Source organism: Amycolatopsis lurida, assembly GCF_900105055.1.
GTDB classification, from domain to species: Bacteria; Actinomycetota; Actinomycetes; order Mycobacteriales; family Pseudonocardiaceae; genus Amycolatopsis; species Amycolatopsis lurida.
Genome location: NZ_FNTA01000004.1, coordinates 105,008 through 129,033, shown reverse-complemented (window position 1 = coordinate 129,033; position 24,026 = coordinate 105,008). Strand labels below are relative to the sequence as shown.

25 protein-coding genes are annotated in these 24,026 nt (G+C 70.4%); 15 read left to right on the top strand and 10 right to left on the bottom strand.

The window, feature by feature from the left end; genetic code table 11:
• The first annotated feature begins 9 nt into the window (after window positions 1–9).
• The gene (locus BLW75_RS05925; protein ID WP_034306225.1) at window positions 10–1,425 is read left to right on the top strand and encodes an aminopeptidase P family protein; all 1,416 of its coding nucleotides are present in this window, start codon (window positions 10–12) and stop codon (window positions 1,423–1,425) included.
• A gap of 79 nt (window positions 1,426–1,504) precedes the next feature.
• Here BLW75_RS05925 and BLW75_RS05920 read toward each other — a convergent pair whose 3' ends face one another.
• Window positions 1,505–2,635: a hypothetical protein gene (locus BLW75_RS05920; protein ID WP_034306229.1), complete on the bottom strand. Its 1,131-nt coding sequence runs from the start codon at window positions 2,633–2,635 to the stop codon at window positions 1,505–1,507.
• Between the two features lie 226 nt (window positions 2,636–2,861).
• Between BLW75_RS05920 and BLW75_RS05915 the strand changes: the two genes are divergently transcribed.
• The 7 genes from BLW75_RS05915 to BLW75_RS05885 all read left to right on the top strand — a co-directional run bounded on the left by BLW75_RS05915 (window position 2,862) and on the right by BLW75_RS05885 (window position 9,764).
• Window positions 2,862–3,461 carry an XRE family transcriptional regulator gene (locus tag BLW75_RS05915; protein WP_034306231.1) on the top strand — a complete coding sequence of 200 codons (600 nt, stop codon included), beginning with the start codon at window positions 2,862–2,864 and terminating at the stop codon, window positions 3,459–3,461.
• A gap of 78 nt (window positions 3,462–3,539) precedes the next feature.
• Window positions 3,540–4,712, top strand: coding sequence for an NAD(P)/FAD-dependent oxidoreductase (locus BLW75_RS05910; RefSeq protein WP_034306234.1), 1,173 nt, complete (start codon window positions 3,540–3,542; stop codon window positions 4,710–4,712).
• Window positions 4,709–5,017, top strand: coding sequence for a (2Fe-2S)-binding protein (locus BLW75_RS05905; RefSeq protein WP_091596941.1), 309 nt, complete (start codon window positions 4,709–4,711; stop codon window positions 5,015–5,017). Before BLW75_RS05910 ends, BLW75_RS05905 begins: the two co-directional genes overlap by 4 nt.
• On the top strand, window positions 5,014–6,375 hold the full coding sequence (locus BLW75_RS05900; RefSeq protein ID WP_034306237.1) for an FAD/NAD(P)-dependent oxidoreductase: 1,362 nt from the start codon (window positions 5,014–5,016) through the stop codon (window positions 6,373–6,375). The genes BLW75_RS05905 and BLW75_RS05900 overlap by 4 nt, the downstream gene beginning before the upstream one ends.
• A complete protein-coding gene (locus BLW75_RS05895; RefSeq protein ID WP_034306239.1) occupies window positions 6,372–7,283 on the top strand; it encodes a dihydrodipicolinate synthase family protein in 912 nt (303 codons plus the stop codon). The genes BLW75_RS05900 and BLW75_RS05895 overlap by 4 nt, the downstream gene beginning before the upstream one ends.
• Complete coding sequence (locus tag BLW75_RS05890; protein ID WP_034306242.1) at window positions 7,284–8,285, top strand: proline racemase family protein; 1,002 nt, start codon at window positions 7,284–7,286, stop codon at window positions 8,283–8,285.
• An 81-nt stretch (window positions 8,286–8,366) separates the two neighbouring features.
• Entirely contained in the window at window positions 8,367–9,764 is a 1,398-nt protein-coding gene (locus tag BLW75_RS05885) for an aldehyde dehydrogenase (NADP(+)) (RefSeq protein ID WP_277814937.1), read from the top strand.
• Between the two features lie 58 nt (window positions 9,765–9,822).
• Here BLW75_RS05885 and BLW75_RS05880 read toward each other — a convergent pair whose 3' ends face one another.
• From BLW75_RS05880 to BLW75_RS05870, 3 genes are read right to left on the bottom strand one after another with little or no spacing between them, the layout of a single operon-like run.
• Window positions 9,823–11,037, bottom strand: a complete 1,215-nt coding sequence (locus BLW75_RS05880; RefSeq protein ID WP_034306246.1) for a metal-dependent hydrolase family protein — start codon at window positions 11,035–11,037, stop codon at window positions 9,823–9,825.
• On the bottom strand, window positions 11,034–11,474 hold the full coding sequence (locus BLW75_RS05875; RefSeq protein ID WP_034306248.1) for a GAF domain-containing protein: 441 nt from the start codon (window positions 11,472–11,474) through the stop codon (window positions 11,034–11,036). Before BLW75_RS05875 ends, BLW75_RS05880 begins: the two co-directional genes overlap by 4 nt.
• Complete coding sequence (locus tag BLW75_RS05870; protein WP_034306250.1) at window positions 11,471–12,862, bottom strand: MFS transporter; 1,392 nt, start codon at window positions 12,860–12,862, stop codon at window positions 11,471–11,473. The genes BLW75_RS05875 and BLW75_RS05870 overlap by 4 nt, the downstream gene beginning before the upstream one ends.
• 143 nt (window positions 12,863–13,005) lie before the next feature.
• On the opposite strand from BLW75_RS05870, the gene BLW75_RS05865 reads away from it, so the two are divergent.
• The 5 genes from BLW75_RS05865 (at window position 13,006) to BLW75_RS05850 (ending at window position 16,208) form a co-directional block, all read left to right on the top strand.
• Window positions 13,006–13,932 carry a MurR/RpiR family transcriptional regulator gene (locus BLW75_RS05865; protein WP_034306253.1) on the top strand — a complete coding sequence of 309 codons (927 nt, stop codon included), beginning with the start codon at window positions 13,006–13,008 and terminating at the stop codon, window positions 13,930–13,932.
• 79 nt (window positions 13,933–14,011) lie between these two features.
• Window positions 14,012–14,176, top strand: a complete 165-nt coding sequence (locus BLW75_RS42725; protein WP_158005350.1) for a hypothetical protein — start codon at window positions 14,012–14,014, stop codon at window positions 14,174–14,176.
• Window positions 14,177–14,271: 95 nt separating this feature from the next.
• Complete coding sequence (locus BLW75_RS05860; RefSeq protein ID WP_034306255.1) at window positions 14,272–14,565, top strand: hypothetical protein; 294 nt, start codon at window positions 14,272–14,274, stop codon at window positions 14,563–14,565.
• Window positions 14,558–15,664: a VanZ family protein gene (locus tag BLW75_RS05855; protein WP_034306257.1), complete on the top strand. Its 1,107-nt coding sequence runs from the start codon at window positions 14,558–14,560 to the stop codon at window positions 15,662–15,664. The genes BLW75_RS05860 and BLW75_RS05855 overlap by 8 nt, the downstream gene beginning before the upstream one ends.
• Before the next feature lie 115 nt (window positions 15,665–15,779).
• Complete coding sequence (locus BLW75_RS05850; RefSeq protein ID WP_091596938.1) at window positions 15,780–16,208, top strand: hypothetical protein; 429 nt, start codon at window positions 15,780–15,782, stop codon at window positions 16,206–16,208.
• Here the strand turns inward: BLW75_RS05850 and BLW75_RS05845 are convergent.
• The 4 genes from BLW75_RS05845 to BLW75_RS05830 form a co-directional block, all read right to left on the bottom strand.
• On the bottom strand, window positions 16,181–17,275 hold the full coding sequence (locus tag BLW75_RS05845) for a S1 family peptidase (protein WP_034306841.1): 1,095 nt from the start codon (window positions 17,273–17,275) through the stop codon (window positions 16,181–16,183). The genes BLW75_RS05850 and BLW75_RS05845 overlap by 28 nt on opposite strands.
• Before the next feature lie 318 nt (window positions 17,276–17,593).
• Window positions 17,594–18,502, bottom strand: coding sequence for a M56 family metallopeptidase (locus tag BLW75_RS05840; protein WP_034306260.1), 909 nt, complete (start codon window positions 18,500–18,502; stop codon window positions 17,594–17,596).
• Window positions 18,499–18,861 (bottom strand): BlaI/MecI/CopY family transcriptional regulator, encoded by a 363-nt coding sequence (locus BLW75_RS05835; protein WP_034306262.1) that lies wholly within the window; start codon window positions 18,859–18,861, stop codon window positions 18,499–18,501. Before BLW75_RS05835 ends, BLW75_RS05840 begins: the two co-directional genes overlap by 4 nt.
• Before the next feature lie 37 nt (window positions 18,862–18,898).
• Window positions 18,899–19,945 (bottom strand): C40 family peptidase, encoded by a 1,047-nt coding sequence (locus tag BLW75_RS05830; RefSeq protein ID WP_034306265.1) that lies wholly within the window; start codon window positions 19,943–19,945, stop codon window positions 18,899–18,901.
• A 539-nt stretch (window positions 19,946–20,484) separates the two neighbouring features.
• Between BLW75_RS05830 and BLW75_RS05820 the strand changes: the two genes are divergently transcribed.
• Both BLW75_RS05820 and BLW75_RS05815 read left to right on the top strand, forming a co-directional pair.
• Window positions 20,485–21,534, top strand: coding sequence for a PLP-dependent cysteine synthase family protein (locus tag BLW75_RS05820; RefSeq protein WP_091596935.1), 1,050 nt, complete (start codon window positions 20,485–20,487; stop codon window positions 21,532–21,534).
• Window positions 21,531–22,763 (top strand): MFS transporter, encoded by a 1,233-nt coding sequence (locus tag BLW75_RS05815; RefSeq protein ID WP_034306268.1) that lies wholly within the window; start codon window positions 21,531–21,533, stop codon window positions 22,761–22,763. The genes BLW75_RS05820 and BLW75_RS05815 overlap by 4 nt, the downstream gene beginning before the upstream one ends.
• On the opposite strand, the gene BLW75_RS05810 is transcribed toward BLW75_RS05815, so the two are convergent.
• Together BLW75_RS05810 and BLW75_RS05805 are read right to left on the bottom strand one after the other, a co-directional pair.
• The gene (locus BLW75_RS05810) at window positions 22,742–23,308 is read right to left on the bottom strand and encodes a vitamin K epoxide reductase family protein (RefSeq protein ID WP_034306269.1); all 567 of its coding nucleotides are present in this window, start codon (window positions 23,306–23,308) and stop codon (window positions 22,742–22,744) included. The genes BLW75_RS05815 and BLW75_RS05810 overlap by 22 nt on opposite strands.
• Window positions 23,305–23,973: a DsbA family protein gene (locus tag BLW75_RS05805; RefSeq protein ID WP_034306272.1), complete on the bottom strand. Its 669-nt coding sequence runs from the start codon at window positions 23,971–23,973 to the stop codon at window positions 23,305–23,307. The genes BLW75_RS05810 and BLW75_RS05805 overlap by 4 nt, the downstream gene beginning before the upstream one ends.
• Window positions 23,974–24,026 lie beyond the last annotated feature (53 nt).

Sequence of the window (24,026 nt, the reverse complement as noted above, 5' to 3'; positions counted from 1 at the left end):
GGGGAGCCGATGACCGGCGACCGAACCCGGCCGGATCTGCGCGCGCTGCTGGCCGCCAACGGGTTCCGGAACTGGATCAGCGACGGCTGGGAGCCCGCCGACGACACCATCGACGTGCCGCCGGGCACCGCCGAGGCGGCGGCCGCCCATCGCGGCCGACTCTCGGCGGAACTGCCCGGTCAGCGGATCGCGCTCGCGGCGGGCCGTGCGGTGGTGCGGTCGAACGACACCTTCCACGGCTTCCGCGCCGACAGCGACTTCGTGTGGCTCACCGGATGCCAGCGTGAGGGCGCGATCCTCGTGATGACCCCGGCGGGGGACAGCCACCACGCCACGCTGTACGTCCCGCGACCGGCCGAGGCGCACGAGCCCGACTTCGTGGGCGACGCCGACACCAGCCCGCTGTGGGTCGGCTCCGCCGCCGGGCCGGCCGCGTACGAGCGCACGCTCGGCATCGAGTGCCGTCCGCTGGAGGATCTCCCGCACGGCTTGCGCGGACGGAATCCGAGCTTCATGGTCGGCGCCGGGGCCGATCCGGCGCTCGACGCGTACGGCTTCGGCCACAGCGAACGGCTCCGGACCGTCCTCGCGGAGCTTCGCCGGATCAAGGACGACTGGGAGATCGGCCAGTTGCGTGACGCCGTCGACGCCACCGCCCTCGGGTTCGCCGACGTGCTGGCCGCGCTTCCGGAGGCGGTCCGCGGTGGCGGGGAACGCTGGCTTCAGGGCACCTTCGACCGCCGTGCCCGCACCGAGGGAACCGGACCCGGCTACACCTCCATCGTGGCGGCCGGGCCGCACGCGCCGATCCTGCACTGGACGCGCTGCGACGGGCAGGTGACCGAGGACAGCCTCCTGCTGCTGGACGCCGGCGTCGAGGTGGACTCCCTGTACACGGCCGACATCACGCGGACCTTCCCGGTCGGCGGAGAGTTCACCGTGGCGCAGCGCGACGTCTACGACCTCGTGCACAAGGCGCACGTCGCGGCGCTGGGCGAGGTCCGTCCCGGCCAGGACTACGGCGCGTTCCAGGCGACGGCTCTGCGCGTGCTCGCGGAGGGGTTGCACGATTGGGGCCTGCTCCCGGTGTCGGTGGACGAAGCGCTGTCGCCGGACGGGCAGCAGCATCGGCGGTACATCGTCTGCGGTACCGGCCATTTCCTCGGGCTGGACGTCCACGACTGCGCCGCCGCCCACCCGTCCACGTACCGCGAGGGCACGCTTGCCGAGGGGATGGCGCTGGCCGTGGAGCCCGGCCTGTACTTCCACGCCGGCGATCGCACCGTGCCGCCGGAGCTGCGCGGTCTCGGCGTCCGGATCGAGGACGACGTCGTGGTCACCGGATCGGGCTACGACCTGCTCTCCGGCGGTTTTCCCTCGACCGCCGACGAGATCACCGCCTGGGTCCAGGCGGCCAGGGGCTGAAGGACGCTTTCCCCGCGTCTCACGTGGTGAAGGGGACTTTCCTCGCATGGTATGCGCGGAAAGTCCCCTTCAGCCCCCGTCAGTACCGGATGGTGTGCCCGGTGAGGATCCGCTCGGCGGCACCGGTCGTGGACAGGCCCACGGCGGGCCGGTCCACGGTGAAGTACTCGCGGAAGTCCTGGCTGAAGTGGCGGGTCATCAGCGCGATCGTGCGGTTCCAGTTCCCGCCGTCCGGGCCGTCCGGCGCCCACAGGTCCAGCAGCGACGAGCCGACCCGCCCCTGAACGGTGTCGCCGGTGTCCCAGCCGGGCGTCGAAGCGTCGTTCTCGAAACTGTACGAGCTGCCGTTGTCGTAGACGTAGCGGTAGTCGCCGAGGGCGTAGGCGGCGACGGCGTCCGCGAAGCCTTCGGTCCACGCGCACGATTTCGAGCTGTGTTTCTCGATGTAGTGCGGGTTGCAGCTGTCGACCACGGGGAAGCCGCGGCCGTAGAGCTGCCACTGAAGCCAGTGTCCTGCCTCGTGGAGGACAAGGTGCTTCGAGTCGGGCATCGTCGCGCCGAGGAAGACGTAGTTCGTGTTCGGATAGTCCCAGTAGCCACCATCGGCGACCTTCGGATCCCAGACGAAGGTGATCTGGTCGCAGCGCCCGTCGGACTGCCTGGCCGTCCAGCAGGACGAAGCCGGGTTGGCGCGTTTCCAGTAGAGGACGTTGAGCGTGTCCACGACCTTCCACGCCCGCTGCAGCGTCGACGGCACCTTTACCGTGCCGAGGTCGAGCGTGCCGGAGACGTTGGTGCGGCGTACCGAGTCGAACGTGTAGTCGGTGGTGTTGTTCGCGGCCTTGACGACCCGCCACATCGAGGTGCTGCTCGACCGGAACCGGACGTACGCCTCGGCGAGCGACGCGGTGTGGCAGGCGGTGAACCGGCCGTCGGACGCGCCGGTGATACCCGCCGCGAGCCGGGTCGTCGTGCCGGAACCGGTGCGGCCCCACAGTTCCCAGTTCGCGTTCCGGGCCACCTGCGTGCGCAGGGGTTTGCTCGTCCCGGCTTCGGCGTCGTAGTGGTCGAAGGCGAGTGTGCCGGCGAGACAGGCGTTCGCGGCCGCCGTCGCCGGTGTGGTGGCGGCCGCGGTCAGCCCGAGGGTCGTGATGAGCACCGCGCCGAACGCCCGAAGTCGTCGGCTCGCGGATCTGCGGATCAGCTGCACGGGAATCTCCTCGCTGGAAGGAAACGACGGTGCGCCCGTGACCCTGTGTCGACGGTGACACACCGGTTGGTGATGGAGTTTCATCGCGCTCCGCGCGGCCCACCATCGCGCCGCCCCATCGGCCGCGGCTATGCCCTCCCCGTCGCTGGGCGTGTCATGATGTCCGCGAACTCGATCGGCAAAGCGAACGAGGTCGTACGGTTTGACGAACGACAGGGGAGAAGCGGTGGAGGACGAGACGCCCTCGATCCGGGACATGCTGGCGGTCAACCTGCGCGCGGCCAGGACGGCGAGGGGTATCTCGCTGTCGGAGCTTTCGCGACGGTCGGGCATCGGCAAGGCGACGCTGTCGCAACTGGAGTCCGGCGGCGGCAATCCGACCATCGAGACCGTGTTCAGCCTGTCCAGGGTGCTGGAGGTGGCGATCTCGGACCTGCTCGACCACCGGGCGGGCGGTGCGCTCACCGTGGTGCGCGGCGCCGACGTCGAGGTGCTCAGTGGCGAGGGAGTGGATCTCCGGCCGCTGCGGCGGATCGAGACCGGCGACGGCGTCTTCGAGGTGTACGACCAGGTGGTGCGCGGGGACGCGCCACAGCGTTCGCAAGGGCATGTCGGGGTCGAGCACACCATCGTGCAGTCCGGATCGCTGCTGGTCGAGGTGGCGGGCCGCAGTGTCGAGGTCGGCCCGGGGGATTACGTCGCCTTCGACGCCCGTGAGCCGCACTGCTACACCGCGTCGGAGGGGCCGGTGCACTCGGTTCTCCTGTTGCAGTACCGCGCCGACGAGCGGCTCGACGGCAGGCCGCATCCGGTGCTGAAGGGCTGACCGCGCCCGAGGTATTGACACCGCTCCGGGGTGGAACCTACCCTCCGATCGTTCGCTTTACCGAACGCTGGAGGGTCGATGAACCGAACGCGCGTGGTCGTTCTCGGTGCGGGCATCGTCGGCGCCGCGTGCGCCCGTGAGCTGAGCCGGGCCGGCTTCGACGTCGTGGTCGTGGATCGCGGCCGTCCCGCCGGGGGAACCACGTCGCACGGCGAGGGCAACATCCTCGTCTCCGACAAGGGACCCGGCGCGGAACTCGAACTCGCGAAGCTTTCGACGGCGTTGTGGCCCCAGATGGTCGCCGACCTCGCCGACGAAGACGCGCGCGCCGCATCGGCGATCGAATACGACCCCAAGGGCGGCATCGTCGTCGCCACCACGGCCGACGGAGCGCGCGCTCTCGCCGCGTTCGCCGCGTCGCAGACCGGTGTTCGCGCGGAACCGTTGTCCCTCAAGGAAGTCGCCGAAGCGGAGCCCGCGCTGACCCGCGAGGTGACCGCGGCGTTCCACTACCCGGAGGACGCGCAGGTCCAGCCCGCCGGCGCGGCGTTGGCCCTGCTGGGCTCCGCTCTACGGCACGGCGCGCGGCTGCGCTCGGACACCGAGGTCGTCGGCGCGACCGTCCACAGCGGACGGATCACCGGCGTCCGTGTGCCCGGTGAGGTCATCGAGGCCGACGTCGTCGTGAACGCCGCGGGCCCCTGGGCCGGTCAGGTGTCGGCGCGTCTCGGCGCCCCGATCGCGGTCCGGCCCCGCCGGGGCGAGGTACTCGTGACCACCCCGATGCCCGGTGTCGTGCGGCATAAGGTCTACGACGCCGATTACGTCGGCGCGGTCGGCGCCGATTCGGGTGCGTTGCAGACCTCCGCCGTCGTCGAGTCGACCTGGGGCGGCACCGTGCTGATCGGCTCGTCACGCCGCCGGGTGGATTTCGACGACGCGATCCGCCCGGACGTGCTGAGCGCCATCGCGGCCAAGGCACTGCGCCTGTTCCCGGCGCTCGCCGACGCCGCGATCATGCGCGCGTACGGCGGTTTCCGGCCCTACGTCGATGATCACCTCCCGGTACTCGGCGAGGATCCGCGGCTGGGGAATCTCTGGCACGCCACCGGGCACGAGGGCGCCGGCATCGGGCTGAGCGTCGGCACCGCTCGGTTGCTGCGCGAACTGCTCACCGGGACGGAGCCCGCGATGCCGGTCGAAGAGTTCACTGTGGACCGTCCGGCGGTTCTGGCGGAGGTGGCCGCATGAGCGGACGGCTGCTGCCGCGTGATCGCGATCCGGTGGGCCGCACCGACCGGCCGATCCGGATCACCGTCGACGGCGAGACCCTGACCGGGATCGCCGGGCAGAGCGTGGCGGGAATCCTGCTCGCCGCGGGCCGGGTCTCCTGGCGCACCACGCGTTCCGGCGCACCGCGTGGCGTGTTCTGCGGTATCGGCGCGTGCTTCGACTGCCTGCTCACGGTGAACGACGTGCCCGACGTCCGCGCGTGCCGCCGCCCGGCCGCTGACGGGGACGAAATCCGCACCCAGTCCCGGGAGGAGACGGCGTGAACGTGGTGATCGTCGGTGCCGGGCCCGCCGGGCTCGCGGCGGCCGAACACGCGCTGCGGGCCGGTGCCCAGGTCACGGTGCTGGACCAGGCGGAGACCCCCGGCGGCCAGTACCACCGGATGCTCCCCGAGGCGTACGCGGCGCGGCGTCCGGAGCGGGGCCGGCACGGATGGGCGGAGTTCGACCGGCGGCGCCGGGCGCTCTCGCATCCGCGATGCCGGTGGTGGCCCGGATCCACCGTCTGGGCGTTCGACCGCGCGGAGAAGACGGTGCACGTCCTGCGCGGGCAGTCGGACGGAAAGGGACGCCGGCGGCTGACCCTCGCCCCGGACGCGCTGATCCTGGCGACCGGCGCGCACGACCGCACCTTGCCGTTCCCCGGCTGGGAACTGCCCGGCGTGTACACCGCGGGCGCGGCGCAGGCGCTGGCGAAGGGAGAGCGGGTCGCGATCGGCGAGCGGGTCCTCGTCGCCGGGGCCGGGCCGTTCCTGCTGCCGGTCGCGGAATCGTTGCTGGGCGTCGGGGCCGAGGTGGTCGCGGTCCTGGAGGCGAACCCGTTCTCGACCGTCCGAAAAGGATGGTCGTCCCGGCCGTGGCGCCTGGCCGCCCACGCGGGGAAGGCCGGTGAGCTGGCTCGATACGCCGCGACGCTGGCCCGGCATCGGGTCCCGTACCGGATGGGCAGGGCGGTGATCGAGGCGCGCGGCGCGGACCGCGTCCGCGAGGTCGTGACCGCGCAGGTCCGCGCCGACTGGTCGATCGTCCCCCGCACCGAGTGGACCTACGAGGTGGACGCGGTCTGCGTCGGCCACGGTTTCGTCCCGCAGCCGGAACTCGCGGTCGCCGCGGGCTGCGTCCTGGACGAGGGGTTCGTACGGGTCGACGCCGCGCAACGGACCACAGTGGACGGTGTCTTCGCCGCGGGAGAGATCACCGGGATCGGTGGCGCGGTCACCGCCGCGGCCGAGGGCGCGGTGGCCGGATGCGTCGCCGCCGGGGGTGAGCCGTCACCCGAGCTGATCCGCGCCCGAGACCGTGCCCTCACCTTCGCCGGACGCCTCGCCACGGCCCACCCGATCGGCGCGGCCTGGCGAAGCTGGCTGCGCGAAGACACCATCATTTGCCGCTGCGAGGAAACCACGTACGGCGCCTTGACGCGTGCGGCCGAGGACCCGGCCCGTCCCGGCTCGCACGCAGTGAAACTCGGCACCCGGGCCGGCCTCGGCCCGTGCCAGGGCCGCGTCTGCGGGCCGACCGTGTCCGAACTTTGCGGTGGCACCGAACGGCACCACCGCCCGATCGTCCAGCCGATCCGGCTGGGCGAACTCGCCGCCCGAACCGAAGGAGACCCTGAATGAGCACCCCCGACCTCGGTGGCGTCGTCGTCGCGACCGCCCTCCCGTACCGGGCGGACGCTTCGGCCCCCGCCGGGCTGGCCGTGGACTACGACGCCTACGCCGCGCACTGCCGATGGCTGGTCGACAACGGCTGCCGGGGCGTCGGCCCGAACGGCTCGCTCGGCGAATACTCGTCGCTGACCGACGAGGAACGCCGTCGCGTCGCCCGCACCGCGATCGAAACCGTCGGTGAGGACGGGATCGTCGTCGTCGGCGTGCACGGCCCCGGATCGCACCAGGCCAAGTACTGGGCCGAGGTCGCCGCCGAGGACGGCGCGGATGGCCTGCTGTGCCTGCCACCCACGATGTACCGGGCGAACCACGGCGAGGTGCTCGCCCATTTCGAAGCGGTGGCGTCGGTCGGGTTGCCGGTGATGGTCTACAACAACCCCATCGACACCAAGGTCGACCTCACGCCCGCCCTGCTCGCCGAGATCGCGCGGATCGACAACGTGGTCGCGGTCAAGGAGTTCTCCGGGGACGTCCGGCGGGTACTGGAGATCCGCGAACAGGCGCCGGGGCTGGACGTGATCAGCGGCGCCGACGACGTCGTGCTGGAAAGCCTGCTGATGGGTGCGATAGGCTGGTTCGCCGGCTTCCCCAACGTGTTCCCCGCCGAATCGGTGCGCCTGTTCGACCTGGCCCGGTCCGGAAAACTCGAAGAGGCCAGGGCGCTCTACGAGCCGCTGGTGGCCGCTTTCCGCTGGGACTCGCGCACCGAGTTCGTCCAGGCGATCAAACTCGGGATGGACCTCGTCGGCCGCTACGGCGGGCCGTGCCGTCCGCCGCGGGGGCCGCTGACCGAGGAACACCGCGAGCAGGTCACCGCCGACATGCGCCGCGCGCTCGCCTCGCTGGGGGTGGCGTAGGTGCGGTCTATCCGGTCGATCACCGCCGTCGATTCGCATACGGAGGGTATGCCGACCCGGGTGGTGACCGGTGGGATCGGCGTCATCCCCGGCGACACGATGGCCGAACGCCGCCGGTACTTCATGGAGCACCTGGACCACCTGCGGCAGTTCCTGATGAACGAGCCGCGCGGCCATTCGGCGATGAGCGGCGCGATCCTGCAGCCGCCCGCCCGGCCGGACGCCGACTGGGGCGTGGTGTACATCGAGGTGTCCGGCTGCCTGCCGATGTGCGGGCACGGCACGATCGGCGTGGCGACCGTGCTGGTGGAGACCGGCATGGTCGAGGTGACCGAACCGACGACCGTCGTGCGCCTGGACACCCCCGCCGGGCTCGTACACGCCGAAGTCGAGGTCCTGGACGGCCGCGCGGTCCGCGTCAAACTTCGCAACGTCGCGTCCTTCCTCGCCGAGCGAGACGCCGTCGTCGAGGTGCGCGGCTTCGGTGAGGTGCGTTACGACCTGGCCTACGGTGGAAACTTCTACGCCATCCTCGAACTGTCCCAAGTGGACATCCCGTTCGATCGGGCGGAGAAGGACCGGATCCTCGCCGCGGGGCTGGACATCATGGCGGCGATCAACGACCAGCGCCCGCCGAAGCATCCCGCCGATCCGCTGATCGGCGGCTGCAAACACGTCCAGTTCCTCGCTCCGGGGTCGGATGCCCGTGCTTCGCGGAACGCGATGGCGATCCACCCGGGCTGGTTCGACCGGTCGCCCTGCGGCACCGGCACTTCGGCCCGGATGGCCCAGCTCCACGCCCGCGGCGAGCTGCCGTTGCACACGCCGTTCGAGAACAGCTCGTTCATCGGCACCACCTTCACCGGCGAACTCGTCGCCGAGACCACCGTCGGCGGCGTTCCCGCCGTGGTGCCGGAGTTCTCCGGACGGGCCTGGATCACCGGCAACGCCACCTACCTGCTCGATCCGGACGACCCGTTCCCCGCGGGCTTCGTCCTCTGACCGGGTTCGCGACACCCGAAGCGCTCAGCGCGGTCCGGCGGCCTGGATGGCGCTCGGCCTGATGGTGTACGCGCTGTCCGGATTCCGGAACCCGGAAAGGAAGGAAGCATGAAGCAGATCGAGAGTGCGGCGGAGATCTCCGGCGAATGGGCCGCGACCGACCCGAAGACGCGCACGGCGGTGCTCACCGGCGTCGCCGACGCGCTGGACGCGGCCGGTCCGTCCCTGATCGAGCTCGCCGACGCCGAGACCCGGCTGGGGACGAAGCGGCTGACCGGCGAACTGGCCCGCACGACGTTCCAGCTGAGGCTGCTCGCGGCCGAAAGCGGCTCGTACCACGACGTCCGGATCGACCGGCCCGATCCGTCGTGGCCGCCCGGTCCCCGGCCGGAGCTGCGCCGGTACCGCACCGCGGTCGGTCCGGTCCTGGTGTTCGCCGCGAGCAACTTCCCGTTCGCGTTCAGCGTGGCGGGCGGGGACACCGCGTCGGCGTGGGTGGCCGGATGCCCGGTGGTGGTCAAGGCCCATCCCGGACACCCGGAGTTGTCCCGCAGGACGGCTTCGGTCGTGGTGGAGGCCCTCGGCCGCTGGGGCGCGCTCCTGGGCCTCGTCGAAGGGGAAGCCGCGGGCGTGGAAGCGCTGCGTCATCCGGCGATCGCGGCCGCCGCGTTCACCGGGTCCGTGGCGGGCGGGCTCGCGCTGGCGCGGATCGCGGCCGAGCGGCCGGTCCCGATCCCGTTCCACGGCGAGCTCGGCAGCGTCAACCCGGTGATCGTCCTGCCCGGCGCGGCACGCTCGCGGGCGGAGGAACTGGCGGCGGGCTACGCCGGTTCGCTGACGCTGGGAAACGGTCAGTTCTGCACGAATCCCGGCCTGGTGTTCGTGCCGTCGGACAGCCCGTTCGTGGGTCTCGTCGCCGAACGGCTGCGCGAGGTGCCGGCCGCGCCGTTCTTGAACGACCGCGTCGCGTCCGGCTTCCACACCGGTGCCGAGCGGCTGGTCGCGATCCCCGGCATGCGCGAGGTCGTCCGTGGGCCCGGCGCCCAGTTGCTCGAAGTCGCCCTGGAGGACTTCGTGCCGGAAGCGGCTGAAGAGTGCTTCGGCCCGCTGGGCGTGGTGGTGCGGTACTCGTGCCTTTCCGACGTCCTGCCGGTGCTGGCGGCCCTGCCCGGCCAGCTCACGACGACTGTGCACGCGCTCCCCGAAGAGGCCCCCGACGTCGAGGCGCTGCGCCCGGTACTGGCCGACCGCAGCGGGCGGATCCTGTGGGGTGGCTGGCCGACCGGGGTCGCGGTGACCGCCGCGATGCAGCACGGCGGACCGTTTCCGGCGACGACGTCACCGGCGTCGACCTCGGTCGGGACCGCGGCGGTGGAACGTTTCCTGCGGCCGGTGTCCTATCAGGACTGGCCGTCGCACCTGCTGCCGGAACCGCTGCGGGACGACAACCCTTGGGACGTCCCGCAGCGCGTCTCCTGACCCGCAATTCGTCACCTACTTGCGAGAGGAAGGCGCCGCAAGTAGGTGACGAATCGCGTCAGGGGGAGACCACGGTCCCGCCCTGCACGATGTGCCGGAACTTCTCGGGCTCGGCCAGGACGCCGATGTCCTCCAGCGGATCCCGGTCGACGACGAGCAGGTCCGCGTGCGCGCCCGGCGCCAGCGTGCCGATCTCACCGGTCAGGTTCAGCAGGTCGGCCGCCGTCGACGTCGCGGAACGGACCACCTCCAGCGCGGACTGGACCTCGCCGCGCAACCGGAACTCGTGGTTCTGGTGCCGGTGCATCCCGCCGAGCAGATCGCTGCCGTACACGATCTTCACGCCGCCCCTGGCGGCCTTCTCGAGGGCGGCCATGCCCGCGCCGAGCACCTCGTCGACCTTGCGCCAGCTGGATTCCGGCAGTCCGTGCTCGCGCCCTTCCTCCTTCAGCGCCCAGTACGTGACCAGGGTGGGCACGAGATACGCGTCGTGCCGGAGGAACAGTTCGACACTGAGGTCGTCGATCAGGTTGCCGTGCTCGATCGACCGCACGCCCAGTTCGAGCGCGCGGTTCACGGCGCGGGCGGTGTAGGCGTGCGCGGCGACGTAACGGTTGGCCGACTCCGCCTCCTCGACGATGGCGCGCAACTCCTCGGCGGAGTACTGCGTCGAGTCGATCCGGTCGGTGGGGGAGGCGACGCCGCCGGAGGCCATCACCTTGATGTGGTGCGCTCCCTTGCGCAGTTCGTCGCGCGCCGCGGCGCGGACCGCGTCGACGCCGTCGGCGACCCGGCCGAGACCGGCGCAGCACGGGTGATCGTCGCTGGCGTTGGCGCCGCGTGTCCGGCTGTCGCCGTGCCCGCCGGTCTGGCTCAGCGCGCGCCCGCAGAACAGCAGCCGCGGACCGCGGAACAATCCTTCGGCCTGCGCGTCGGCGAGGCCGTAGTCGGCCCCGGAGGCGTCACGGACCGTCGTGAAGCCCCGGTCCAGCATGCGGCTCATGGTGCGGGCACTGTGCGCGGCGACGTAGGAAGGAGACGACGCGGGCAACGACCCGAGATCCGCGGTCGACGCGGTGACGTGCACGTGGGCGTCGATCAGTCCGGGCAGCACGAACGCGCCGCGCAGGTCCTCGGTCCGCGCGTCATCCGCGGTGAGGCCATCGCCGATCTCGACGATCCGGCCGTCGGCGCAGCGGAGGTCTCCCTCGGTGTACTCACCCGCGATCGGGTCGAGCAGACGGGCGTTGCGCAGCAGCAGCGATCCGGTCATCGGGTCTCCTCCAGGAGTTCGCGCAGGGCCGGGACCGCCAACGGTGCCAGAGAACGGGCCGCCGCGACGGAATCGTCGTCGTAGCTGCCTTCGGCATCGAGAAGGTTGAGGACGCCGAGCGTGCGGCCGTCGTCCACCACCGGCACGTTGATCACCGCGCCGCAGCCGAGCCGGTCGATGAGTTCGTGGTCGGCGAAGATCTCCCGCACCGCCGCGCTGTCCGGCCCGAAGTAGGGCTCCTGGCCCGCAATGCAGCGCTCCAGCCATCCGGCGGCCACCTCGACGGTCTTCTCACCGCCGACCGGGTACTCGACGGGGTGACTGCTGTACACGCGCCGAAGCGCCCGCCGTTCGGGCACCCAGGCCAGGACGGTGAACAGCCGTACGCCGATCGTGGCTCGGGTCTTGTCCTCCACAGTGGACAGCGACACGGTCACTTCGTCATCTCCTTCGCGGTTTTCACGGGCGCGCCGTGTTCGGTCAGTTCTTCCAGGGACCGGCCGGCGGTGGACAGGCCGAACACGACCACGACCACCACCCCGGCCACCAGGACGGCGGTGGTCATGCCGAAGACGCCGGCGAAGCCGAGGCTCGCCGCGGACAGGCCGATGATCGTCGGGGCGAGGATGCTGCCCACCCGGCCGAACGCGCTGGACAGTCCGGTCCCGCTGGCGCGGATCCAGGTCGGGAACACCTCGGGGGTGTAGGAGTACACGCCGGCGTAAGTGCCGTTGAGGAAGAACGACAGCACCGCCCCGGCGAGGGTGATCGACCACGGGGCGTCCATCTGGCTCAGCCAGAACGCGCTCACCGCGGAGCCCGCGAGGTACAACGCGATGGTGTGCTTGCGGTCGAGCCGTTCCGACAGCCACGCCGCGGAGAAGTATCCGGGGATCTGCGCCAGGTAGATGATGATCGAGAACTCGAAGCTCTTGGTCACCGTGATGCCGCGCTCGACGAGCAGCGTCGGGATCCAGGAGAAGAAGCCGTAGTAGGAGAACGTGATCACGAACCACACGGTCCAGATCACCGCGGTGCGGCGCGCCATCGCCGGGCTCCACAAGAACTTGAGCGCGCTGAGGAGAGTGACCTTGGGGGTCTCCGTCGCGGGTTGGGCCTCGGCCTCCGCGACGGCGGGAAGTGGTCGCCCCGTCGCCTTTTCGACGTCCCGCTCGAGCTTCGCGACGATCCTCTCCGCCTCGGCGTCACGTCCGTTCGCGACCAGGAACCTCGGTGATTCCGGCAGCGAGCGGCGCCACCACAGCAGCATGACGATCGGAAGCGCGGTGATCAGCTGCGCGACCCGCCAGCCCTCCGGCACCGTCGGGACGACGAACCGGCCGATCAGCGCGGCCATGACGAACCCGAAGGAGAAGAACCCGGCCAGCGCGCCGACGAACCAGCCGCGGCGTTTGGCGGGGACGAACTCCGACAGGAACGGCGCGATGATGGCGCTTTCGGCCCCCGCGCCGGCTCCGGCCAGCACCCGGGCGCCCAGGAAGACCTCGTAGTTGGGGGAGAAGGCGGCGACCACCGAGAACACCGCGTAGAAGGCCAGCGCGTACATCATGACCTTCTTGCGGCCGATGCGGTCGCCCAGCAGCCCGGCGGCGATCGCGCCGAAGAGGAAGCCGAACGGCGTCGCCGAACCGATCAGCCCGAGCTGGCCGTTGTCCAGGCCCCAGGCGGCTTTCGCGCTCGGCAGCAGGAACGCGACGACGGCGGAGTCCATCCCGTCGAAGGTGTAGCCGAGCCCGCCGATCAGCAGGAGTTTGTAATGGGGACGGCTCAGCGGGAGCCGGTCCAGTCGTGCCAGAAGCGTCATGGGGAACGCCTTCCGTGGTTCGGGCGACGAGGAGTCACGAGAGTTTGGACAACGTATACTGCGTTTCGGCAAAACTGCAATGGTTGTTGCAAGTGGTCCGCCGCGCACGATGCGTTACCGTGACGCCGTCGAGGGAGGATGCGGTGACAGAGACGGGAACCGACGACGGTTTCGAGGCGTGGCTTCGGGATCGCACGCCGGAGCGCGGTCTGCGGCCGAAGGCGGCCGCCGTGCTCGAAGTGCTGGTCTCGCAACCGCGCCGCGCGTCGTTCGGCTCGACGGCCGAACTCGCCCAGCTCGCCGGGGTCAACGTCGCCACGGTCACCCGGACGGCGCAGGCGCTGGGTTTCGCCGGATGGCCGGCGCTGCAACAGGAGTTGCGGGCGCGGTACATGTCGTCGCTGAGCGCGCCGCAGGTGGCCGAGGAACATCGGGACGTCGACTCGCCGGGTTCGGCGTCGCTGCGCCGCGACCTCGACAGCCTCGCTCTGCTCAACCGGCGCGTGGCCGAGGACGAGATCCGCAACGTCGCGGAGGCCGTCGCCGGGGCGCGACGCACGGTCGTGATCGCCGACGGCAGCTACGCCGCGGTCGGGATCGCGTTCGCGCACAACGCCCGGCTCGCCGGGTACGACGTCCACGCGATCACGGCGGGCGACGCCGAACTCGCCAACGCCACGGCGAAACTGACGTCCGAAGACGTGCTCATCGCGATCAGTTTCTGGCGGCTGTACGAAAGCACGGTGCTCACCGCGAACGAGGCCAAGGCCAGGGGAGCGCGTGCCTTCGCCATCACCGACGCGGCCAGTCCCGCGCTGGCTGGCGCGGTCGAACAGGTGCTGATGGTGCCCGCCGAGGGCGTGACCTTCTTCCCGTCGCTGACCGCGGGGATGAGCCTGGTGCAGGCGATCGTCGCGCAACTCGCCGCCGTTGATCCCGTCCGCACCGGCGAGTCCATCGAGGCGGCCGAGGCCATGTGGTCGCGGTTCGACCTGCTGCACCGCCGCCCGGGGTCGGCCGATCGGACAGTGCCGAAAAGGCCGACCGGTCGAGGCGTCTCGGCCGGGTGACCGATCCGCCGGCCCCCGCCCGGAGGCGATCCTGGTTCCAGGCCGCCGGAACAGGCGGCAGGGGACCGAGGAGGCCGAAATGACGATCATCGCGACTCTGGGCGCATACGCCGGGCTCGCCCTTCTGGCATTGATGGCGGCGACCCCGCTGCTGGTCGAACTCGATCAGCGCTTCCCGGCCACCCGCCGGGCGAAGGCGGCCGAACGGGAACGCCCGATGCCCTCCAGGCTGGCGTCGGCGTGACGCAGAGCACAAATTCGCGCGAGTTCTACCTCACGTGAGTGATTCGCGCTGTGCCGATTCGTGACTTTGTGTCGCGCTATGAAACGCTCTGTGACGTGACCGTGGATCTTTGCCCCAGTTCTCAACCCGTCGACGCCTTCGCTGAGTTCCGAAGGAACGTCGACGACCTGACCCAGGCGTTCATCGACGCCTGCCGTCAGGGCCGCAGTCCCGGCGACGCCACTCTCGACCTGCTGCAGCGGGTCCACCGCGAAGACCGCAACTGGGTCGTCGTCCATCTGACCTTCGCCATCGCCGCGCTCGCGCATCAGCGAGCCCTCGCCGTCACCCGGCCAGGTGGCGTGACGGGTGCGCCGGAGCGCGCGTTGTTAACTTCCGCGAGTGACTGATCCGGCCATCTCCGCGGCCATCGCGGTGTTCGCGGGTTGCGTGCTCGCGGGCCTCCTGGCCGTCCCGTACATCGCCGCGAGTTACCGGCGCCGCGGGGAGCTCGGGCTCTGGCGGGTCCTGCTGGTGTTCGGGTTCTTGGTCTACGCCATGTCCCTGTGGACGTACACGTTGCTTCCCATCCCGGAGACGACCACGTGCGCCGAACACGCCGCCGGTCACCTGCAGCTGCGCCCGTTCCAGTTCGTCGCCGACATCCGCCGCGAACGGGCCGGGGACGGCCTGCGGGCGTTCCTGCGCAATCCCGCCGTCCAGCAGGCGGTGTTCAACGTCGCCCTGTTCGTGCCGCTGGGGATGTTCGTGCGGCACCTCTTCCGGCGCGGTTTCGCGGCCACCGTCGCGATCGGATTCGCGGTCTCGCTGTTCATCGAGTGCACGCAGCTGACCGGGGTCTGGTTCCTGTTCGAGTGCCCGTACCGCCTGGCCGACGTCGACGACCTGCTGGCCAACACCCTCGGCGCCGCCGTCGGTTTCGGCCTTGCCCCGTTGTTGCGGCTGCTGCCGGGGAACGAGCCGTCCGCGCCGCCGGGAACGCCGCGGCCGGTCACCGCGCGCCGCCGCCTGCTCGGGATGGCCGTCGACGTCGTGTCGGTCGTCCTCCTCGGCACCACCGTCGGCATCGTGACGACCCTGCTCGCCGGCGAACCGAACACCGTGGTGACCGCGCTGATCGGCACTTTCCTGCCGGCGCTGCTCCTGTTGTTCGTCGTCCCCGTCGCGGGCAACGGCGCCAGCTTCGGCCAGCGGGTCGTGTTGCTGCGCCCCGTCGGCCCGGATGGCGGGAAGCCGGCCCTGTGGCGGATGGCCGTGCGGTTCCTGGCCGGCTCCGGTGGGTACTTCACGCTGCTCACTCTGGCATCGGTGGCCAACAGCGGGTTCGAGCCGCTGGCGAACCTGTTGTTCTTCGCCAGCGGGATCCTCGCCTTCCGGCCCGAAGGTCACCAGGGACTGTCCGGCCTGATCGCCGGGCTGCGGATGGCCGACGTGCGCGAACTCGACGACCTGGCCGAACCGAGCCTCGTGAGTGGAAAGGACGGTTAGAACCGTCCTTTCCACTCACGAGGCCTGGCCTGGGAGCGCCACCCGATCGGGTCGACCCTGCCCGTCCCGCGCGTCATTGCGCCTGGCAGGGCGCCTGTGCCGGAACACTCGGCCGGTGGACGTGGAGACGATGGACGAAGTGGCCGACTGCCTGCTGTCGGTGGCCTGGAACATCTTTCCGCTGATGGGGAAACCTCCCGCCCGTCCGGAGAACCGGCCGGAGGAGATCCGGAGCCTCCTTGTCGACACCTGCCACGACGCCGGGTTGCGAGCCCGTGAATGGGCGGCGGAGCACGGCGCGGGCACCGAGGAAGACCGTCGTCCCTTCCTTCGGCTGGCGGAGGTCGGGACGGACGCGAATCTGTTGCTGGGCATGGTTTCCGGCACACTGGTACCCGATCACGAGCGGGTCCGCCGCCGTTGGGCCGAGATCGAGACCCTGGCCGCCGAGGCGGGCGAACTCGCCGTCCTGATCAAGGGGCGGCCGGTGGGCCGGCCGCCCCTAACCGCGGGAGATCAGTCCTTTTCGAGCGTCAGGTCGTAGCGGTCGAGCACCTCCTTGACGGGCTGGAAGAACGTGGTGCCGCCTTCGTCGCAGTCACCGGAACCGCCCGAGGTCATGCCTTGCGCCTGCACGAGTTTCGTGTCGGAGCCCGACGAGGGCCGGCTGACGAACGAGCCGCCGGAGTCGCCGGGTTCGGCGCAGGCGTCGGTCTGGGTGAGGCCTCGCACGATGTTCCCGTTGCCGTAGTTCACCGTCTGGTCCAGCGCTTCGACCCGCCCGCAGTGCCAGTGGGTGGTGATCCCGGACCGGCAGACCCGGCCGCCGACACCGACCACGTCGGCACCCTCGATCCGCACGTCGGACCCGTCCTCGTACCGGTCGACCCGGGGCGGGGTCGAGACGTCGGAGTGCGTCACCTTGACCGTCCCGTAGTCGTTGCCGGGGAAGGAAGACCTCGCGACCTTGCCGATCGTGCCGCCGGCACCGCGCACGGTGCCGCCGAGTTCGGTGCAGTGGCCGGCGGTGATCACGTAATGATCGTCGTCGTCATAGGCGTTGAAGCCGACCGAACAGGCACCACCGCTGAAGTACAGGCCTTGCCCGCCGATCACACTCCACAAGGGCCGCGGCGCGCTCTTCACGTGTTCCACCCGGACCGGGACCCCGGCGGAAGTGGCCCACGCCAGACCGGCGGGATCGCCGCCCACCACGCTGACCACGACGTCGTTCGACGGCACGTCCACGTACCAGCCGGCGACCGAACCGGGCAGGCCTTCGGTTCTGTTGTCCAATGTGGACTGGATCTGCTTCAGTTCGGAGGCGCTGTGCCGGAGTACTTTCGGGATCGCGCCCGCCGCGCGGATCCGGGATGACCGGCCCGCGTCGGTGGTGCCGACGATCAGCTCGCCGGTCGTGGTGTCCAGCCAGGAGCCGGCGAACGCGGCGCCGAGCGAGGTGCCGAGTTCCTGCTGGGCGGCGGCCACTGTGGCCGGGCTCGCCGCTTCGGTGAGCACCGATGGCGCCGCCGAAGCCGGTGCCGCGAAGCCGGTGACGGCTGTCGCGGCGCCGATCAGGACGGTCAGGGTGCGCAGAGGACGTCGGATCACGAAAACCTCCATGGGGTTCACGGAATTCGCTGCGAGGTGAGTACGTTGATCGACGTTACGACAGGGGGCCGCCCGCCGAATGCCGCCATTTGAGTAGCGCCGGGAATTCGCCTTTCCGGCTCAGCGGAATGTCGGCTCCTCACTCGTGTGAGTGGGGATTGCACGATTTGCCGTCCCCGTTCCGCCGACCGGCGAACGACGCTTAGCGACGTTCATACGCCCGTTCGGGAATGGGGCTTGCCTTGTCGGAAACAGCAGATCACCTGATGGTGTCCGCGCTGAACCCGTTCGCTCGCATCGGTGACGAACGCGTTTCTTTCACCAGCAGGAAACGAGGCCCGCCGTGAACATCAGGCCGACGGTGAGCACGGGTGCGGCGAACAGCGCCAGTGCTCCGCCCGCGACGGCGCGCACCCGTTCCGGGAATCGCGCCGGGCCGCTCGTATGCCGGGAAAGCCAGCGCAACCGGAGCGCGGTGTCATCGCCGCCTGCCGCGTGGATCGACAGCAGCGCCGAGCGCACGGTCTCCGGCCCGTGTCCGGTCGCGGCCGCCCGGTCGGCGGCCAGTTCGACGAGCAGCCGGACCGCGCCGGGGAGTTCGCGCATGAGCGGGACGAACCGCAGCACGCGGCCGAGGGTTTCGGCACATCCGGCCAGAAGGTGGTGCCTTCCGCGCAGATGAGCGCGTTCGTGGGCCAGCACCGCGTCGAGTTCGAGGGGAGAGAGCCTGCCCGCCAGGCCGTGGCTCGCGACGATCAGGCCGTCGCGGCCGCCGAGACTGTAGGCGATCGGACGCTCGTCGGGCAGCCACAGCGTTGGCCCCGGCCGGGCGCCCGACAATCGGAGCACGTCGAGATGGCGCCGGTGCAACAGCGTGCTGCGTTTCCGGCGCCGGGCGGTCGACACGGCGAGCCGGGCCGCCGCGATCGCGACGGCGGTGCCGGCGAAGGTGCCGGCGAGCGGGTCGAGGCCGGGCAGACCGCTGTGGCCGACGGCCGCCCAGCACTCGTGAAGCAGCCGGGTGATGGCCCTGGCGGGCCCGTGGTCCGGCAGGACGAGGAGCAGGACGGCGCCGAGGGTGCCGCCGAGGACGCCGAGCGCGGTCAGCAGCCACCACGCGAGCGCCGTACCGGGACTGATCCCGCCGACGGTCAGCCTGCCGAGCAGCCGGGGTGAGCACCAGCCGACCACCAGCACGCCGAACAGGAGCACCGCCGCCAGGATCATCGCTTGCCGGGCTTCCGTCGCAGGGCCCGCCGCAGGATGTCCGACTCCTCTTCGGTGACCGACCGCGCGAAATGCAACAGCACCGATTCCCGGTCCTCCGAGGCGTCGAGAAGTTCGCGCAGGCTTTGCGCGGTGGCTTCCTCACGAGTCGCCACAGCGCGATAGCGGTACGCGCGATTCTCCATTTCGCGCTCGACCCATTCCTTGCGGTGCAGGTTGTCCAGCACCGTCATCACGGTGGTGTAGGCGAGGTCGCGATCCCGGTTGATCGCCTCGAGCACCTGGCGCACCCGCAAGGGTTCCGCCGCGTCCCAGAGCACGTCCATCACCGACGCTTCGAGCTCGCCCAGCCGTTGCATGGCACCTCCGCGGGGAAGGATACTGTGCCGCTCCCGCTCAGCCGACGATGCGCCGCGCGCCCATCAGATGCCCGTCGCCCTTCACCGAGCGGACGTCGACCAGCTGGCCTTCGGTGGGCGCGTCGACCATCTTGCCGCCGCCGACGTACATGCCGACGTGGTGGATGGCTCCCGGGTTGCCGGTGCCGTCGTCATAGAAGACGAGGTCGCCGGGGACAAGCCCGTCCAGCGGGACGGCCTTCCCCACGGTGTACTGCTGGCGGCTGGTGCGGGGAAGCGAGATCCCCGCCTGCCTGTACGCCCATGACGTGAGGCCCGAGCAGTCGAATTCGCTCGGCCCGGTGGCGCCCCATTCGTACTGTGAGCCGCGTTTGGACAGTGCCGCCTGCAGCGCGTCGTTCGCGGCACCGGGAGGGCCGAGGTAGGAACCCTTGTCCTGGACCTTGCCGAGTTTCGCCTTGTCGGCGGCGGGCAGTCGCCCGAGTGCCTGCCGCACCTTGGCGATCTGGTCGTCGAGGTCCGCCTTCCGGGTGCGGACCTGGTCCAGCGCCAAGGTCGCGTCGTTCGCGGCGAGCTGGGCCGTTTCCCGCGCGTCCTCCGCGGTCGTGCGCGCGGTCTGTGCTTTCGCGAGCGCGTCGCGCAGGCCGGTCAGCGCCTTGGCCTTCTCGTCCGCCAGGACCGACAGCGCGGAGGAGCGGTCGAGGAACTCCTGCCTGCTGCCGCTGTCGAGCAGCAGGACGGCGTTGCCGAGTCGCTCGCCGCTCATCGCCGACCGCGCGATCGCCTCGACCTGTGGCCGGAAGCGATCGATCGCGGACCGCGCCCGCGTGAGCTCGCCGTCGGCGCGGCCGACGTCGGCGGTGGCCTGGTCGCGTTCGCTCTCGCGGGTCTTCAGCCGGTCCTGGGATTCCTGCAGATCCTCGTCGGCCTTGGCCGCTTGGGCGCCGAGTTCCTGGTAACGCCGCATCGGATCCTGGCTGTCCGGCGCGGGTTGTGCGCTCGCGGGGAGCGTGCCGAAGCCGAAGATCATGAGGGCGGCGGTGGCGACGAGGGGGTGCCGCGGTGAGCGCCGGTGTGGGGTCACGGGTGCCGAATCTCCTGTCTTACAAGGTCAACTATCGCGCTTAGTAGTACGGGGCCGATTGTGAGTGCCCGGTGAAGTGCTACTAAGACCACTAGTACTAGGCCACATGGGAGACGAAGCCGATCTTTGCTACGGTGGGAACTGTGAGTGTCTTCCCGGCTACTCTTCGTCGACTCGTGGTGGCCTTGGTGTTGCTGGTCGTGGCGGGTTCCGGGGCTGCCGGCTGTCTGGACGACGGCCGCGGCGGTGCCCTCACCGTGGCCTCGGCCTCTCACGACTCGTCGTGCCCGCCGCGGGAGGGCCACGTACACGCCCGTCCGCTCGCCGCCGTCGCGGTCCGAAGCGAGGAATCTCCGCCCGTCCCAGCTGTCCCGCCTCACTCGGAACCCGGCTTTTCGCCTGTGGTGCACGAGGACACCCGGCTGCTCCCAGTCATCCGGAGCGGGCCCCGGATACTCGTCGAGCTGTGCGTTTCGCGGACGTGACCGGCCTCGCGCCGTCCCGTCCTCGTCCGCACAGCACAGAAAGACGAATCCTCGATGAACGCAGTCCTGCCCCGGTACACGGCGCCGGCCGTCGGCAACACGCCCGTGCTCTGGATCGACGAACGACTCACCGGGTCCGGTAAGGGTTTCTGGGCCAAACTGGAGGGCTTCAATCCCGGCGGTATGAAGGACCGCCCCGCGCTGCACATGGTGGGAGCGGCCAAGGCCCGCGGCGACCTTGCCGACGGTGCGCTGATCGTCGAGTCGACCAGCGGGACGCTCGGGCTCGGCCTCGCGCTGGCCGGGATCGTCCACGGACATCCGGTCACCCTGGTCACCGATCCCGGCATGGAGCCCATCGTCCGGCGGATGCTCACCGCGCACGGCACCCGCGTCGACCTCGTCACCGAGCCGCATCCGGTGGGCGGCTGGCAGCAGGCGCGCCGGGACAGGGTCCAGCGCGTGCTGGCGGAGCAGCCCGGCTCCTGGTGCCCCGACCAGTACCACAACCCGGACAACGTGGCCGCGTACGCGACCTTGGCCGACGAACTGGCCGCGCAACTGGGCCGGATCGACGTACTGGTGTGCTCGGTCGGCACCGGCGGGCATTCGGCCGGGACCTTCCGCGCGTTGCGGCGGTACTTCCCGCAGCTGCGCCTGGTGGGCGTGGACACCGTCGGGTCGACGATCTTCGGGCAACCCGCCACCTCTCGGCTGATGCGCGGGCTCGGGTCGAGTATCCATCCGCGTAACGTCGACTACGACGCGTTCGAGGAGGTCCACTGGGTCGCGCCCGCCGAAGCGGTGTGGACCTGCCGCCGTCTCGCCGCCGCCCAGTACGCGACAGGGGGCTGGAGTGTCGGCGCGGTCGCCCTCGTGGCCGCCTGGCTAGCCCGCACACACGATCCGGACGTCCGGATCGCGGCGATCTTCCCGGACGGCCCCCAGCGCTATTTCGACACCGTCTACAACGACGAGTACTGCGCGGGACACGGCCTGCTCGACGTCGTCCCGGCACGGGAGCCGGACGTTATCGCGCATCCCGGGGAGCGCGTGGTGGAACGCTGGACCCGGTGCCGCACGGTCGTGGACCCCGCGCTGTGACCGGGTTCGCCGAGCGGTTCCGCTCCTTCGACCGGCCCAGCAAGGTGTTAATGGTCAACCAGTTCACCATCAACGTCGGCTTCTACATGCTGATGCCGTATCTCGCCGGCTACCTTTCGGGTCCGCTGGGGCTGGCGGGCTGGGCGGTCGGCCTGGTGCTGGGGATCCGCAACTTCTCGCAGCAGGGCATGTTCCTCGTCGGCGGCACGCTGGCCGACCGGTTCGGCTACAAACCGCTCATCGTCGCCGGATGTGTGCTGCGGACGGCGGGATTCGCGCTGTTGAGCGTGACTTCGTCGTTGCCGTCGCTCATCGTCGCGTCCGCGGCGACCGGCTTCGCCGGGGCGCTGTTCAACCCGGCGGTCCGCGCCTATCTCGCGGCGGACGCGGGGGAGCGGCGGCTGGAGGCCTTCTCCGTGTTCAACGTGTTCTACCAGGGCGGGATCCTCGCCGGACCGGTGGTCGGGCTGGCACTGACGGCCGTCGACTTCCGGCTGACCTGCCTGGCCGCCGCCGCGGTCTTCGGAGTCCTGACCGTGGTGCAGATACGCGTGCTGCCCGCGCACGAAAGCGAAGGGGGCGCCTCGTCGATCTGGTCGGATTGGCGGATCGTCGCGGCTAACCGGTCCTTCCTGCTCTTCGCGCTGGTCATGATCGGCTCGTACGTGCTGTCGTTCCAGACCTACCTCGCCCTTCCGATGGAGGCTCGCCGGATCACCGGTTCGGAGACGTCGGCGACCGTGCTCATCGCGGGGCTGTTCGTGATCTCGGGCGGCCTCGCGATCGCCGGACAGCTCAAGATCACGGCCTGGTTCAAGGACCGGTGGCCGCCCGGCACCTGCTTGGCCGTGGGGATGGTGTTCATGGCCGTGGCCTTCGTCGCACCGCTGACGGTGGCCCGGGCGGGACCGGCCGCGGCCGGCGTCGGACTGCTGCTCTCCGCAGCGTTGCTGGCCGTCGGCACGGTCGTCGTCTTCCCGTTCGAAATGGACACCGTAGTGCGGCTTTCGGGCGATCGCCTGGTGGCCACGCACTACGGCTTCTACAACACGGTCGTCGGCGTGGGCATCCTCCTCGGCAACCTCTTCACCGGCACCGTCTTCGACGTCGCGCGCCGAGCGGGCTTCCCGGAATTCCCGTGGCTCGCCCTGACGGTGATCGGCGCAGCCTGTGCCTGGGGATTGCGTGGTCTCGACCGGAGCCGCCTTCAGATGAGCGTCGTCCAGTAACTCCAGAATGCCTGCAGGACCGCGACGGTGACGGCGGCGTACCAGACCACGAGGACCACGCTGTGGTACCGGATCACCGCCTTCACCTCCGGTCCTTTGTGGAGGTTGTGCAGTGTCGTGTACCAGAAGACGGCGATGGTGACCGCCCAGACGATCATGCAGTACGGGCACAGCGCGCCGATGACGTACAGGCTCTGCACCATCAGCCAGTGCACGAAGACGACACCGAACGCCGAGCCGATCTGGAGGCCCAGCCAATACCAGCGGGGGAGCCGTGCGCCGCCGAGCAACACGACCCCGGTCGTCACGACCACGCCGAACCCGGCGATCCCCAGCAACGGATTGGGGAACCCGAACAGTTCGGCCTGCGGCGTCTTCATGATCGACCCACAGCTGAGCACCGGGTTGACGCTGCAGGTCGGGATGTACGAGAAATCCTTGAGCAGCGCGATCTTCTCGACCGTGAGCACGAACGAAGCCAGCAGCCCGAGCGCGCCACCGACCAGCAGCACCCACGGCGTCGCCCGGACGGCGAACGGGGTCATCTCGCGAGCTCCCGGTCGATGACGGCCTTGAGACCCTGATAGGACGGTGACCCCGTGAACTTGACGCCGTTGACGAAGAACGTCGGCGTGCCCTCGACGCCGACGTTCGCGCCGTCGGTGCGGTCGGCCAGCACCCGGCCGAGCGTGACCGGGTCATCGAGCGCCGTTTCGAAGGCAGGCAGGTCGAGGCCCAGTTCACGGGCGAACCCGAGGAAGGTCTCGCGGTGGGAGACCTGCTGATCGCCCCACTCCGGCTGCTTCTCGAACATCAGGCGGTACATCGGTTCGAGCTTGCCCTGCTTACCCGCCGCTTCGACGGCCCGCGCGGCGAGTTCGGCGTTCTGGTGACTCGGGATGGGGAAGTAGCGCAGCACGAACGTGACGCGGTCCCCGTACTCGGCGCGGAGGCGTTCGACGCCGGGATACGCGGCGCCGCACGCCTCGCATTCGAGGTCGAGGAACTCCACGACGGTCACCTTGCTGCCCGCCGGATCGGAGAGCCGATGGCTGTCCGGCCGGACGAGGATCGACGCGGGTACTACCGGGGGTGCGTCCACCTGCGCCGCTGGGGCGTCCTCACCCAGATCGGTGACGACGAGCAACGCGGCCACGACCGCGACGACGACGGCCACGACCGTCAGGGAAACCTTGGTGTTCTTGGTCATTCTGTTGTGTCCTTGGCTCGGTTCCGGCAACTGAAAGCGGCATGGGCGGGCCG

Bases quoted from the DNA above. Each gene is read 5' to 3' on its own strand.
- BLW75_RS05835 (WP_034306262.1), bottom strand. From the start codon at position 18,861: ATGCAACGGCTGGGCGAGCTCGAAGCGTCGGTGATGGACGTGCTCTGG.
- BLW75_RS05805 (WP_034306272.1), bottom strand. From the start codon at position 23,973: ATGACCAAGAACACCAAGGTTTCCCTGACGGTCGTGGCCGTCGTCGTC.
- BLW75_RS05880 (WP_034306246.1), bottom strand. From the start codon at position 11,037: ATGACCGGATCGCTGCTGCTGCGCAACGCCCGTCTGCTCGACCCGATC.
- BLW75_RS05840 (WP_034306260.1), bottom strand. From the start codon at position 18,502: ATGATCCTGGCGGCGGTGCTCCTGTTCGGCGTGCTGGTGGTCGGCTGG.
- BLW75_RS05925 (WP_034306225.1), top strand. From the start codon at position 10: ATGACCGGCGACCGAACCCGGCCGGATCTGCGCGCGCTGCTGGCCGCC.
- BLW75_RS05810 (WP_034306269.1), bottom strand. From the start codon at position 23,308: ATGACCCCGTTCGCCGTCCGGGCGACGCCGTGGGTGCTGCTGGTCGGT.
- BLW75_RS05905 (WP_091596941.1), top strand. From the start codon at position 4,709: ATGAGCGGACGGCTGCTGCCGCGTGATCGCGATCCGGTGGGCCGCACC.
- BLW75_RS42725 (WP_158005350.1), top strand. From the start codon at position 14,012: ATGACGATCATCGCGACTCTGGGCGCATACGCCGGGCTCGCCCTTCTG.
- BLW75_RS05895 (WP_034306239.1), top strand. From the start codon at position 6,372: ATGAGCACCCCCGACCTCGGTGGCGTCGTCGTCGCGACCGCCCTCCCG.
- BLW75_RS05910 (WP_034306234.1), top strand. From the start codon at position 3,540: ATGAACCGAACGCGCGTGGTCGTTCTCGGTGCGGGCATCGTCGGCGCC.
- BLW75_RS05870 (WP_034306250.1), bottom strand. From the start codon at position 12,862: ATGACGCTTCTGGCACGACTGGACCGGCTCCCGCTGAGCCGTCCCCAT.
- BLW75_RS05820 (WP_091596935.1), top strand. From the start codon at position 20,485: ATGAACGCAGTCCTGCCCCGGTACACGGCGCCGGCCGTCGGCAACACG.